Raw genomic sequence first — 14,618 nt, forward strand, 5'->3', positions numbered from 1 at the left:
TAATTAATGAGAGTTAATATCTTACTGTGATCCACGGAATCTACTAAAAGCAGATAAATTTAAACAGAAATTTACATCTATCCTTTCTAATTTAAACGTTGAACTAAATACTCCACCAACATCCTAACCTTAGGCGACAGGTGCCGATTATGCGGGTACAAAGCCCAGATTCCCTCGGGCTCCGGTTGGTAACTCTCAAGCAGCGGAACCAGCCTCCCTTGCTCGATATGTTCGTTAACGTAGTAATCTGGCAACTGAACTATTCCTAGACCTTTTAGAGCCGCATCTAGCAAAGCTAAACCACTATTGCAGCGGAAGCTGCCTTTAATCCGTACTTCCCTCTCTTGGCCCTGATCCAATAAACGCCAGTAATCCAAGGTACCTTGTAGGCAGTTATGTTGCTCTAATTCAGAGATTGAGTCGGGTCGGCCATGGGCGTTAAGGTAATCTTTTGAGGCGCAGATAAACTGTTGCCTGGCACCTAGCCTTTTGGCGATCATGCTGGAGTCTGCCAGTTTGCCTAAGCGGATCGCTAGGTCGTAGCCCTCTTCCACCAGCGCTACTTTCTGGTTGGTTAGGTGGCATTCCACTTCGAGCTCGGGGTACTGCAGCATAAAATCGTTGAGCCGCGGGATGATTTTGGTTTCACCAAAGGTGGTTGGGGCTGTGAGTTTTAGTTTGCCTTGTGGGCGACTTTGTAACTGGCTTAGTGCTCTTTCTGCTTCGTCTAGTCCGTCTAGAAGTTGGCGGCAGTGTTGATAGTAGATCTTGCCCTCTTCTGTCACCGAGACCCTACGGGTTGTACGGTAGAACAGTTTTGTCGCGAGGCGCTTTTCCAGTGCGCTGATCTGCCTGCTCACTTGCGCAGTAGATATACCCAAGCGCTGCGATGCTGCGGTAAAGCTTTCTGTCTCTGCTACAGCAACAAATTCTGTTACCCCCTCCCAGCCAAACATTATTACCACCTCGTAAAAGTATTTTCATATTCAGCTAGATTATAGCGATTTATGAAAAAACTATAATGTTTAGCACATTGAATCCCTATTGATAAAAACGCTGTCCTAAATAAAGAGTAGAGCCATGATTAAATCAAAAGCAGCCATCGCTTGGGGGCCTAACCAGCCACTATCCATCGAAGAAGTCGACGTAATGCCACCGCAAAAAGGTGAAGTGCTTATCAAGATTGTGGCGACAGGTGTTTGCCATACCGATGCCTTCACCCTTTCTGGTGAAGACCCAGAAGGCATCTTCCCTGCAATTTTAGGTCACGAAGGCGGTGGTATTGTTGAAGCCGTGGGCGAAGGCGTTACCAGTGTAGAAATCGGTGATCACGTAATCCCGCTATACACACCTGAGTGCGGCGAGTGTAAGTTTTGCAAATCCGGTAAAACCAACCTTTGCCAAAAGATTCGAGAAACGCAGGGCAAAGGCTTAATGCCAGATGGTACCACCCGTTTTTATAAAGATGGTCAGCCGATCTACCACTATATGGGTTGTTCTACTTTCTCTGAATACACAGTATTACCTGAGATCTCGCTGGCGAAAGTAAACAAAGCGGCACCGCTTGAAGAGGTTTGCTTATTAGGCTGTGGCGTAACGACTGGCATGGGCGCAGTAATGAATACCGCTAAGGTAGAGGAAGGCGCAACCGTTGCGATCTTTGGCTTGGGCGGAATTGGTTTATCCGCTGTGATTGGTGCCACTATGGCGAAAGCGAGCCGCATCATCGCCATTGATATTAACGAAAGTAAGTTTGATCTGGCTAAACAGTTAGGCGCTACCGATTGTATTAACCCTAAAAACTACGACAAGCCGATTCAGGATGTCATCGTTGAATTAACCGATGGCGGTGTGGATTACTCGTTCGAGTGTATCGGTAATGTTGATGTGATGCGCTCTGCCCTTGAGTGCTGCCACAAAGGCTGGGGCGAATCGGTGATTATTGGTGTAGCCGGTGCAGGTCAGGAGATCTCTACCCGTCCATTCCAGTTGGTGACTGGACGCGTATGGCGCGGTACTGCCTTTGGTGGCGTTAAGGGCCGCTCTGAGCTTCCTGATTACGTGGAACGCTACTTACAAGGCGAGTTTAAGCTGTCTGACTTTATCACCCACACGATGGGGCTAGAAGACATCAACAAAGCTTTCGATTTGATGCATGAAGGCAAAAGTATTCGCAGCGTTATCCACTTCGATAAGTAAACGATCATCTAATGATATTCACCCCGAACTAGGTTTGGGGTGGATGAGTACTTTTATATGCAGATTGAAAATTTAGCTCAATTCAAAAGCTTTGGTGGTTGGCAGAAGCAGTATCAGCATGATTCCACCAGCTTAAACTGCAGCATGCGCTTCTCTATTTTTCTTCCGCCGCAAACACTGGCTGGAGAGAAAGTGCCTGTGCTGTATTGGCTGTCCGGCCTTACCTGTACTGATGAGAACTTTATCCAGAAAGCCGGTGCTCAGCGTGTTGCTGCTGAGTTAGGTATAGCCATTGTCTCACCCGATACCAGCCCCCGCGGCGAAGGTGTTACGGACGATCCCGGCTATGACTTAGGCATGGGTGCTGGCTTTTATGTCAACGCTACCCAAGCACCGTGGCAACAGCACTATCAGATGTACGATTACATTGTGACTGAGCTACCTGCCCTGATTGAAGCGAACTTCCCTGTCACAGAGCAGCGAGCAATTTCTGGTCACTCTATGGGGGGGCACGGCGCGCTGATGATCGCTCTGCGTAATCCACAGCGTTTCTCATCCGTGAGTGCATATAGCCCGATTACCAATCCGATCAACTGCCCTTGGGGTCAGAAGGCATTTAGCGCTTACCTAGGTGATGATGCTGAGGTTTGGAAACAATACGATAGCTGTGAGCTGATTAAGCACGCTAATAACTTTATGCCGACACTGATTGATCAAGGTAAGAAGGATCAGTTTTTGGATGAGCAGTTAAAACCGCAAGCGCTATTAGCTGCGGCTGGGGATAACCCTGTGGAGCTGCGATTGCACGATGGCTACGACCATAGCTATTACTTTATCGCCAGCTTTATAGAAGAGCATCTAAGGTTTCATGCAAAGCACTTTTAGACGTTAAAACTGTATTAGCTAAGATACGTTAGTGCTTTTGTGGCGCTTACGTACTCTTAGCGCTAAAGAAGATTAATTAACGTTTAATACGCCTTCATCGCTATCGGCAAAGCGCAGTGCTATGGCTAGTAGATCGTCCTTAATTTCGATAAAGCAATCTACGAGTTCTGGGTCAAAATGATTGCCTCTGCCCTCTTCTATGATCGCCACTGCTTGCTCATGGGACATCGCATTTTTATAAACACGTTTTGAGATCAGGGCATCATAGACATCGGCGATCGCCATTAGCCTTGCAGAAAGCGGGATCTCTTCGCCTTTCAGGGCCTCAGGGTAACCAGAACCATCCCACTTCTCTTGATGAGAGTAAGCAATCTCTTTTGCGACCTTCAAGAAATCCACTTCAACACCCAACTGAGCTTCCGCTTGTTCGATCGCTTCCTTACCTAGGGTGGTATGGCTTTTCATGATTTCGAACTCGTCGTCCTCAAATGGCCCTGGCTTTAAAAGAATATGATCGGGAATACCAACCTTGCCGATATCGTGCAAAGGCGCTGATTTGAACAGTACATCGATATAAGCGTCGGTTAAGAGTTCGCTGTATTTAGGTAAGAATCTGAGTTTTTCAGCCAAGGCACGAATGTAAAATTGCGTACGGCGAATATGGTTACCGGTATCGGAATCTCGTGTTTCCGCTAACGAGGCAAGAATAAGAATGGTAACATCCTGCACCATTGTCACTTCTTGGGTACGACGACGAACCTCTTTTTCTAAGAACTCATTTTTATCCGCTAAGAAGTCTTTTTGTGCTTTCAATTGCAGGTGATTAGACACCCTAGCCATCAGGATTTCTGGATTAACTGGCTTTGTCAGATAATCCACCGCACCTAATGCCAGCCCTTTGGTTTCATCGCGACTTTCGGTTTTAGCTGTTAAAAAGATGATGGGGATTTCTGCTGTGTTTGCAGTTTCTTTGAGGCGTTTACAAACGTCGTAGCCATCCATCTCAGGCATCATGATATCGAGTAGGATTAAATCAGGCGGGGTTGCCGAGTTAGCGATATCCAGTGCTTTGGAACCAGAGTTACTGACTTTAACGCGGTAGTGCTCTTTTAAAAGCGCAGACATAAGCGCCAGATTGTCTGGCGTATCATCAACAACAAGAACAGTAGGTTTTTCTACCCACTGAGACTGCGTCTTGCTCATTTACGTTCTCCATTATTGCTTAAACAAGCGTTGGATTATGCAAATAGGTCTTTTTAGTAGGTTTCTAAAATCAGTATAGCCATGCAACCTTAATCGGAACCAACTGCGGCCTAAAAACTTCATTCCCTATACATTATCGAGCGCCTCTTCCATTTTAGAAAGGCGCTCTAAGGCTAGATCAAAATCAAACACGTTGATCGCCTTAGCAACAGGCTCCAGCAGCTCTAACGCCTGCCCGCCTAATTCACTTTCAAGGACTTCAATCACCTCAAGCGCTTCACTGTCGCTCTCTAATAGGTACTTACGTAATTTGGGAATCGATTCGATTAGTTTTTCAGCATTAAAATTCTGATCTTTGGCTGGCTTCGTTGTAGGTAGTAAGCCTGAGGCTTCTATATTTGCTACCACCAAAGCAACCTCGTCAGACACGTCGTCTACGCTTTCCTGAATGTCAGAGGCTTTAAAATTGGGCTCTGCACATGAGGCTTCTAAGTTTTCCGCTAAGGCTTCTAATTCAATTGCACCGATTGTGGCCGCAGCACCTTTTAAAGTATGGGCACAGCGCATAGGGGCTGTAGGATCTTCATCATCCATCGCCGCTGTGAATTGAGCCTCAAATTCGCGGTGGTGCTCATAAAAGCCTTTTAACATTTTGAGATAGAGTTCACGGTTGCCCCGCATACTGGAGAGACCTTTGGCACTATCCACATGAGGAATTTCAGGAAGCTCTATTTTCTCAACCTCAGGTGTGGGCTCTATCACACGAGAATTACGTTTCGCGACACAGGCCCAACGCTCGATGGTGGCGTACATCTGATCAATATTGATCGGCTTACCAATATGATCATTCATCCCCGCATTGAGTACTTTCTCTTTATCGCTAGTAAGCGCATTAGCCGTCATAGCAATGATAGGCAGGTGTTGCACATTCTCCATCTGCCGTATTCTCTCGGTTGCCTGAAACCCATCCATCACCGGCATCTGGCAATCCATCAATACGATGTCGAAGTGTGTCTCCATCGATAAGATATCGACGGCCTCCTGACCATTATTGGCAATCTTAACGTTGATCTTCGCCTGCTCTAAAAGCTCGGTAGCAAGCTCTTGGTTCATCTCGTTATCTTCGACTAACAAGACAGATAGACCGGCCAGATCGACACGTGCTTTTTCTTTCGCAGCAGAGCGATGATTTTCGACCACTGTGCCTTTGTTCAGCGATGTACCTATCGCTTCGAGCAAGAACGAGGCTGTTACAGGTTTGGTCAAAACAGATTCTATTTCTACCCCGCGTTCGTTCGCTTCATCGATAGCATCTTCACGGCTATAACCGGTCACCATAATGGCCGGTGGGCAGATGATACTCTCGCTGCTTCTTAATTCTTCAAGCGTAGTGACACCATCTTTTTGCGGCATCTGCCAATCGATCAATAAGAGGTCATAACAATTATCGGGGGATTGGTGTTCGACAATGATCTGTTCGGCTTCATCGCCATCACAGGCGGTATCTGCCTGCATACCAAAGCTGTTAATCAGATTGGCGATAATATCGCGAGCAGCGGCATTATCATCAACCACCAGCACTCTTACGCCATCCAACTCTTCGGCGTGGAACATGCGGCGCTGCATCGGATCTTTTTGTAAGCCTAAACGCGCTGTGAAATGGAATGTTGTTCCTTGGCCGACTTCGCTTTCCAGCCAGATTTCCCCCTCCATCAACTCGACCAGCTTTTTGGAGATCACTAGGCCTAATCCGGTGCCGCCATATTTACGTGTGGTAGAGGTATCGGCTTGAGAGAAGCTCTGAAACATTTTACTTTTCTGCTCAAGGCTCATGCCTATGCCGGTATCTTTAACCGCACAATGGAGCATTACATGCTTGGACTCCATCTTTTCAACATTGATACTGATAACGATTTCACCCTCGTCGGTAAACTTCACAGCATTGTTGGCAAGGTTAGTCAGTATTTGGCCGAGTTTTAGCGGATCGCCAATCAAGGCGGTTGGGATATTGGCTGGGCTATCAAACAGCAGTTCTAAGCCTTTCTCTTCCGCTTTCATCGCTAGAATGCTGGCGATGTTTTCCATCACATCATCAAGATAAAACTCGGTCGATTCTAGCGTCATCTTACCGGCTTCAATTTTAGAGAAGTCTAAGATTTCGTTGATGATGCCTAAGAGATTCTCCCCTGCGCGATTCACTTTCTCGATGTAATTTCTTTGCTTGGTATTCAACTCAGTTTGCAGGGCAAGATGGGACATGCCGATGATGGCATTCATCGGTGTTCTGATTTCGTGACTCATATTGGCGAGGAAATCACTCTTAGCTTGCGTCGCTTCCTCTGCAAGCTCTTTCGCTTTTAGCATCTCCTGCTCTGCCGCTTTACGCTCGGCTATGTCGCGGAGGCTGACAATCAGTGCAGGCTTATTCTTCAAGCTGATAGGTACTAATGAGACCTCACAAGGCACCTCCTCTTCTGAGGTGTTTTTGTGAATCCAATCAAATTGATGAGGTTCAGTGCCCGAAAGTGCGACCTCCATATGCCGTTCTATCTCTTGGGAGGAGAGTAAACCATCAGGCTGGTATTCTGGGGATAACACTTCTGGAGAACATTTTATTAATTCGTTGATATCTTCGAAGCCAAAAATATCCGCAGCGCGGCGGTTAGCGTGGATAAAGCCCTCTTTTGGACTTAGCACCAGCAGGCCATCGCTGGAGTTGTCGAAATAAGCATTAACCTTCTCTTCGGTTTCTTTTCGATCTGTGATGTCCTCAAGCATCCAGACCGTACCTTTAGATAGGTCATCTGCATCACGAACTTTACCGCTTAGATGACACCAGAAAAGTGTGCCATCGCCTTTCACCATCTGGACTTCCTGTTGATGCACCTTGCCTTTCGCAAGCTCACCGTAGGCATACTCACCGATATAATTGAACGTTTCTTCATCGGGGTACCATTGCAAAGTACTGTGTCCCATTAGGTCTTCCATAGGCCGTTCAAAGAGCTCAGATAGTTTATTATTCGCTTGCTGTACTACGCGGTCTTTCAACAACACAATCGCACGGGTTGCAGTTTCCAGGATCGCTTTCTGTTCACCCGCTGCCTCATTAAGAGCATCTTGCGCCTCTTTTCTTTCCGTAATGTCGCGATAGACCACCACCGCACCGATAATTTTATCGTCGCTAAAAATGGGCGTAGAGGTGTATTCAATCGGTAAGGCATGACCTTTTTTATGCCACAACACCTCATCTTCACTGGAACGAGCTACACCATCCACAGCCGTATGGCAGATGCTTTTTGAATCTTCAGAGTAGGGTTCACCATTTTCATCAGCATAGTGGACGAGTGTTTGGAAGTTTTGGCCTAAAAACTCCTCCTCGGTAAAACCCAAATAATCATAAGCTGCAGGGTTGGCAAAGGTGATTTTCCCCTCGGTATTTAATCCAACAATTCCGTCTTTAACTGCTTCGAGAATGAGACGACTTCGTTTTTCGGCGGACTTAATCTCACGCTGCTGCCCTTCCATTTCGGCTGTCTGTTCTTCAAGCAATGTTGCTTGGCGCTCCATTTTTTCAGCTTGATCACGACTCTCATTGAGCAATAATTGGGTTTTATCACTCCTTTCAATAATCTCTAAATTCATGGCCAAAATAGGCAGTAAACCTTCGATAAAGGCTTGTTCTGTTTGGCCAAACTCCACAAAGCTAGCGAGTTCAACCACCGCAAGCAGTTTATTATTGTGGATCACAGGAAAGACAGAGATATTCTTCGGCTTCGCCTCGCCGACACCTGAACTAATCTTGATATAGTCCTCTGGTGGGTCGGTTAAAATAATAGGAGCCATCTCTAAAGCACACTGTCCAATTAGCCCCTCACCTACAGCAATGGTCTGTTTAAGGAATTTACGCTCTCTAAATGCGTATCCTTCTAATAGCTGCAGTTCTTTCTCTTGCTCTTTGAATAGATAGAAAACACCGTGGCCTAGATGAATAAGTGGTGCAATCTTTTGCAAAAACGATTTAGCCAATTCGTGCGTCGTTCTTATCTGCTGGAGCTCAGCACTGATCTCCGAAATATTAGTTTTGATCCAGCGCTGATTCTCGACCTGTAGCAGCTCATCTCTCAGCTCTATAGCCGCCTCAAGCAGCTCTTTAATCTCTTGAGGCTGACCTGCTTTCGAAATCTCTTGTTGAGCCGTCTTCTTATTCGCTAAGGCAGTTAAGGTTCTTTTCACCAACCCTATCGGCCTAAACATCGCTTTGAGTGTAGCTGAAACCATTAAAAAGCTACCGATTGCGACAAAGATTAAGAGCAAGCCACCTTGAGTATTAAAGAGTTTTTCCTGCTCTTTAGCCTGAGTTATTAGATCTCCTTTAACACCAAGGAGCTTCTTTCTGAATTCTGCAGCAACAGAATCTACTTGCTTGTGATACTCCTGTACGCCGAGCGCTTTGACATAGAACTGCTTGGCATCTGAAATACGGTCTTCTTCTAGGAGGCTCTGAAAGTGTCTTAGCTGTTGGCTGTATAGAGTAAAGTGATGAAACAGTAGCTTATTAAATTCGGATAAGCCTTCACGACCAGAGAGTGAGGGGGCAATAGAGAGATTGAAGATCTGTTTAGTTTCTTGAAGTGCTGTATAAGCTTCGAGGTATCGGTCCTGATCGATGGGGTAGGACACCAACATTTCAGCACTGATTAACTCGATCCGAGAAAGGTTATATCTAAACTCATCGACCGCATGCAGACTGTTACTTAAATGCTCCACCTGACCGTGGAGTCTATTTTTATCTGTGTAGTGCCAATAAAGAAAAACTGAGAGCGTAATACTTATACTTAGAACAATAAAAAACGCCCAACGCACGCGAGCTTTTAACGAAAAACCACGTAGAAACGACAACAATTTATACATCGGCACACTCTTCTTATGTCACAGACTCAGCGTAAAGCACATAATCAAAGCGTAGATATAAATTCAGGTTTTTCGAGTTTATTCTGGAATAAAGCCTCAAATAAAATCGCTAAGCTGATTCTCAGCGGTCTTCATTACTTGTTGATTTTAAAGAGGTCAGAGCAATAGGACGGCGTTCACTGTCAAAAGTGCCGTCACCTAAGCGAAGGTTAGAAAGCACAAAATAGAGATAAAAAGAATGTGCGTTATAGATAAGCTTATTTTTCAAGGCTGCTATGAAGGATACCGATCCAAACACTTGTTGAAAGAAAACCGGTTGTCCAACTTTGCCATTTAGGGGATAGACCCTTTAACTGCATCTGGCCTAAGTTCATCCCTTTATCTTGCATCGTTTGAACTTCTGCTAATGTGCCTTCTAGCATCATTTTAAATGCCGTCAATTCAGCTTTATTTGATACGGGGCCATGGCCCGGGATGATGATAGTTTTGTCGTCAATGAGTTCGAGTACTTTGCCGACATTCTCAGCCATGCGGGCAACATTACCGCCATTCTGAATATCGACGAAGGGGAAAAAGCCATTGAAATAAAGGTCGCCCATATGGACTGCATTTGCCTTTTTGAAGAAAACGACAGAATCGCCATCGGTATGGCCACCGGCCAAGTGAAGTAACTCGACCTCTTCATCATTGATATAAAGCGTCAATGCTTGTTGATAGGTAATAGATGGCAGCGCATGTTCTGGGTAAGGCTCGGTTTTCATATTGAAGAGCTTAACCTCTTGAGAGGTAAGCAACCGCTCGCGAACATTATCATGCGCGACAATTGTCGCGTGATGACCAAAGTGATGATTACCCTCTGTGTGATCACCATGCCAATGGGTGTTGATAATGTAAGTCAGCTTATCTTCACCACCAAACTTTTGCAGAGCCTTCTGCAAGGCTGGTGACATCGAACGGTAATCGTCATCGATCATCAACAAGCCTTGATCACCCGTTAACAAGCCAATATTCCCGCCCTTCCCTCGTAACATCGAAATGTTCTCGGTCAACTGCTGCTCTTTAAACTTAGGAGATTGTTGGTGGTGGTTTTCTGCAAAAGCAGAGGTTCCAACAAACAAGCTAAGCACTGCACCAGCAAGAATAGAGCGGATCAACATCATAACTACCTTTGTAATAATTCGATCAAAATTAAGCTTACACTTCAGCTTACTACGCTGATTAACTATAGCCCATTACTGACAGCGCTACTGGCAATTTGCTTAGAAATAGAAGCGATTTTTAAGCCTGGTTAAACCATTCTTTTCGAGACTTTTCATCATAAAAGCTCCAAGCAACCACTCGCGTGATTTTTTGGCCTTGGTGCATCTCAATGGTCTTTACTTTTTTCGCTCTTACCTTCTTTAAAGCGGTATTTACCTGAGGCAAATTTTCTTTTTTTGAGATCAAACAGCTAAACCAAAGTGACTGCTCAGCAAACTCGGCACTCTCCTTGATCATCTGCTTAACAAAAGCGATCTCCCCACCCTTGCACCACAGTTCTGCGCCTTGGCCGGCAAAGTTAAGTACTTGCTCTTTACTAGAGGATGGCTGCTTACCACGGTTTAAGTTTCTAATCTTTCGCTTAGTGCCCTGTGTTGCTTCTTGAAGTGAAGCATGGAAAGGCGGATTACACATCGTAAAGGCAAAGCGATCAGAGGGTTTGATAATCTGCTGAAATACCTGCTGCGATGAAGGTTGTAGTCGACATGTAAGCTTCCCTTTCAAAACCGGATTGGCTTTGACGATCTGTTCCGCGCAAGCAACAGAGACAGGATCAATATCACTACCGACAAACTTCCAACCGTAACTCTGACTGCCAATAAGCGGGTAAATACAGTTAGCGCCCGTACCTACATCTAAACCTTGTACCTGCGCTCCAACCGGCACTTTTCCACCGTTAGATTCAGCCAGTAGATCCGCAATATAGTGCAGATAATCAGCACGGCCCGGGATTGGAGGGCAGAGATAACCCTCAGGAAAATCCCAAAACTGAATATTGTACTCAGTACTTAATAACGCCTGATTGAGTAGCTTTACTGCTTTAGGTTCAGCAAAGCGAATAGAGGTTACGCCTCGTGGCGTTTCATAGGTGTATTCAGCTAGCTTAGGAAATACTTTAACTAAACGAGGAATATCATAAGGTGCTGCATGCGGATTGCGCGGATGCAGGCCCGATTTTCGTTTGTTCTTTTGAGAAGGAGTTTTTGAAGATGAATTATTTACTCTAGCCACAATGATGCCAGTAGAAGGTGAAAAGCAGGATTGTAACAAGATTATTGAGCTACTAGTTATACAGCGCAGATAAAAGAAAGCCAGACCTTACCTTTAACAGACCCCGACGTATGTTCCCGGTAAGGACTGGCATCTTTCCAGCGAAAAGAGATCCTCTCTATAAATTGGATACCATGCGAACACGATATTCATTGGCGACAATGCGCCATTGTGGGACCTCATCCATAACACCCACTTGATCTAGGTAACGCAGCGACAAGCTACTCGCTAGATCACACTCTCCTGCTACATCAACCGAAGGAAGCATAGCGTCCGCCACATGCACCGCAGTTAACGGACTAAACTCTGTTGCCGAAGATAGATGAGGCACATGATGTAGCATGACAGCCTCAACAACCTGCGGCGGTAAATTCCAAAGTGCCAATAAGGCAGCGGCAACTTCACCATGAAAGAAACCAAAGGCAGCTTTCTCTACTAAATAAATTGGCTTTTGTTTTTTAACGGCATAGTTGATCAATTTTTTATACTGGGCAGGATCATGCGCCGCCATAATCATGACACCCAGGTCATGTAACAAGCCCGCCAAAAAGGCCTGATCCTGAACCGCTTTGCTCGCACCTGCTCGTCTGCATAACGCCTGTGCTAAACGTGCAACTAATAAGGAACGCTGGCCCATTTGTTCAAACGAGAACTGATCCCAATCTTTCCCCTGTTTGAACTGCTTATTTAATTGGCTGCTTAACGCCATGCTTCTCAGGTTTCTAACGCCTAATAATGAGATCGCTTCTCGCAGATCTGATATTTGGCGACTAAAACCAAAGAAAGCCGAATTAACCTGTTTCATAATTTGTGCAACAACTGATGGGTCCTGCTCAATGATCTCGCTAATCTCAGTCAGATCTGCGACATCAGAATTAACCGCTTCAGTCAGTTGGCGATACATACTGGGTGGTGACGGCAAGCAACCCACAGTGGATACATAAGCCTGCAAAGATGAGCGATTAAGCAGCTTCACTAGCTTAATCTGGTATTCAAGCTCCTCACCCACCGCTTGAATAGATACATTATTAGGATAGATTCGATGTGCGATTTCCGCAGCTTTCGCTTTAAAACCCGCATTCCAGAACTCAGCTCCTAGAAACACTCTAACAGCCTGAGGCTGAATGCGAGCTAAATTAGCCATCAGTTCTATATCAACTAACGCACGCATCGAACAAGGCAGAATAACCGCATCAAATGTGTTTTGTTCTAATTGGTCAATTAAGCTCTCTTTAGAATCTAAACGAACAAACGCCCAACTGAAATTAGATCCCTCTATCTCACGACTCCAAGCCGCCAAGCTGCCTTGTTCGTCCAGCATAGCGATCTTATATTTTTGTGAAGAGCCTTTATTGATAGTGCTCATAATATTTACCTGCACATTTTCGATTAATCATTACTGCTGTATCCAATCACTGTCGCTCTGTGTGCCTCAGTAACTGTTGATACCTTAATCCTAGTGGCAAATAACCTTATTAAAAGCGCGTTTTTATTAAAATTTTATCTACTTTGTACTTAAAATATTGAGCGTTGTTTTAAAAACCCCTCAACCCTAGGTAATTACTGGGTTTTCAGGGTATTTGAGTGTTTTTAGTAAAATTTTATCTAGTTTTTAATGAGAAACTTTCACATTAAAAAGCAATAAAAAGTTAGATTTTCTGATGATGGCAAGGGATAGAGATGAGAGCTCACATAAGGTTTACGAGGCGATTGATAAGTATTTTCTAGCCTATCGTTACCCGATTTCGGCCCGCGTTTTTAGATTGGTAGAGCATTTTATCTGCCGTATTGAGTAGCGCATCAGGGCTGTCTCCCATCTTGTACTCTGCAACACCAAAGCTAACAGTGATATCAATTTGATTTGGGAAGATATGATCCTGCACTAGTATCCGGAGTTTATTAGCGAGTTTTTCAGCCCCACTGATATCCATTTCTGGCGTCACCAACATAAACTCTTCGCCGCCCCAGCGGCCAAGGATGTCTGATTCTCGGATATTGCTTCTCACCAGATTACTGACTTCTATAAGCACTTTATCTCCAATCTGGTGCCCACAGTTGTCATTTACTGCTTTAAAGTGGTCAATATCAAACAGCATGACGCAGAAGCTACCGCCGTAGCGCTCTGCACGAGCGACTTCGGCTTTGATCACAGCATCGGTTTTTAAACGGTTAAACAGGCCGGTTAAATGATCAGTCTGACTGATACGCTCTAGCTGTTTATTCTTCTCTTTGAGGATTTTGTTGAACTGTCTGATACTTCTAAACCGAACCAAAAAGATCATAGAGATAAGGAAGAAGACGACCAGCAACTGCCACAACAAAGTTTGATCGACTTTATTTTGCACAGTCACGCTGTACCAGCGCTGTAAAATCTGGTTCGACTTTTGCGGTGGCAAACTATCCACGGCTTTAGAAAAGATGCTTAATAAAAGCGCATCGTCTTTTCGAATCCCGACCCTCAAAACACTTTTGTATTCAGTAAAGCCTGCTACTTTTACATTTGAAGTAGCGACTTCCTGAATATCTCGCAGCATACTAATTTGCGTACCAATGGACGCATAAGCCTTACCGGTAGACACAAGCTTTATCGCTTCCTTCTGGTTTTGTGTATAAACCACCTTAATCAATGGGTAATCTCGGCGAATCAGCTCTTCATATATATAATTTTTCGGCATTGCCAAAACTTTACCCTGCAAAGCAGGTAAACCATCGATAAACAGCACATCCGTACGACTGACTAAAGCAACAGCCGCAGTGACATAGGGAGATGTAAAATTCAGATAGGCGCTGCGCTCTGGGCTTTCATTCAACATCGATAAGATATCGCACTCTCGCGCCTTAGCTTTATGCAAAGACTCACTCCAGCTTTTGGTCGGCACCAACTGGATAGGAATCCCCATCATTTTTGAATACTCCGCCATGAAATCAGCAGATAGTCCTACATGTTTACCTTGAGCATTGATAGCTTCAAACGGTAACCAATCCGGGTCGATACACATCGTCACAAGTTCTTTAGAAGCTAGGTATTTCTTCTCTTCTTCTGTAAATGACAGCTGTTGAGCCGCTAAAAGATGGGTACTAAATAGGAAGAAAAGGAGAAACCGGATCAC

At 45.0% G+C, this 14,618-nt stretch carries 9 protein-coding genes; 2 read left to right on the forward strand and 7 right to left on the reverse strand.

The genetic code is table 11. The annotated features are described in order from the left end of the window. Positions 1 to 86: 86 nt before the first annotated feature. Entirely contained in the window at positions 87 to 956 is an 870-nt protein-coding gene (locus ACMXYV_RS12005) for a LysR family transcriptional regulator (RefSeq protein WP_415888721.1), read from the reverse strand. Between the two features lie 124 nt (positions 957 to 1,080). Between ACMXYV_RS12005 and ACMXYV_RS12010 the strand changes: the two genes are divergently transcribed. Together ACMXYV_RS12010 and fghA are read left to right on the forward strand one after the other, a co-directional pair. Next, complete coding sequence (locus tag ACMXYV_RS12010; RefSeq protein WP_415888722.1) at positions 1,081 to 2,199, forward strand: S-(hydroxymethyl)glutathione dehydrogenase/class III alcohol dehydrogenase; 1,119 nt, start codon at positions 1,081 to 1,083, stop codon at positions 2,197 to 2,199. Positions 2,200 to 2,256: 57 nt separating this feature from the next. Continuing rightward, positions 2,257 to 3,084, forward strand: coding sequence for an S-formylglutathione hydrolase (gene fghA / locus ACMXYV_RS12015; RefSeq protein WP_415888723.1), 828 nt, complete (start codon positions 2,257 to 2,259; stop codon positions 3,082 to 3,084). A 72-nt stretch (positions 3,085 to 3,156) separates the two neighbouring features. Here the strand turns inward: fghA and ACMXYV_RS12020 are convergent, their stop codons facing one another. From ACMXYV_RS12020 to ACMXYV_RS12045, 6 genes are all read right to left on the reverse strand, one after another. Beyond that, a complete protein-coding gene (locus tag ACMXYV_RS12020; RefSeq protein WP_415888724.1) occupies positions 3,157 to 4,287 on the reverse strand; it encodes a response regulator in 1,131 nt (376 codons plus the stop codon). Positions 4,288 to 4,413: 126 nt separating this feature from the next. Beyond that, positions 4,414 to 9,198 (reverse strand): response regulator, encoded by a 4,785-nt coding sequence (locus ACMXYV_RS12025; RefSeq protein ID WP_415888725.1) that lies wholly within the window; start codon positions 9,196 to 9,198, stop codon positions 4,414 to 4,416. 257 nt (positions 9,199 to 9,455) lie between these two features. Then, complete coding sequence (locus ACMXYV_RS12030) at positions 9,456 to 10,355, reverse strand: MBL fold metallo-hydrolase (RefSeq protein ID WP_415888726.1); 900 nt, start codon at positions 10,353 to 10,355, stop codon at positions 9,456 to 9,458. A 121-nt stretch (positions 10,356 to 10,476) separates the two neighbouring features. Further along, positions 10,477 to 11,469, reverse strand: coding sequence for a 23S rRNA (adenine(1618)-N(6))-methyltransferase RlmF (gene rlmF, locus ACMXYV_RS12035; RefSeq protein WP_415888727.1), 993 nt, complete (start codon positions 11,467 to 11,469; stop codon positions 10,477 to 10,479). Between the two features lie 157 nt (positions 11,470 to 11,626). Continuing rightward, complete coding sequence (locus ACMXYV_RS12040) at positions 11,627 to 12,874, reverse strand: HDOD domain-containing protein (protein WP_415888728.1); 1,248 nt, start codon at positions 12,872 to 12,874, stop codon at positions 11,627 to 11,629. A gap of 358 nt (positions 12,875 to 13,232) precedes the next feature. Beyond that, entirely contained in the window at positions 13,233 to 14,618 is a 1,386-nt protein-coding gene (locus ACMXYV_RS12045; RefSeq protein WP_415888729.1) for a diguanylate cyclase, read from the reverse strand.

This window comes from Neptuniibacter sp. SY11_33 (assembly GCF_047778025.1).
Taxonomy (GTDB): Bacteria; Pseudomonadota; Gammaproteobacteria; order Pseudomonadales; family Balneatricaceae; genus Neptuniibacter.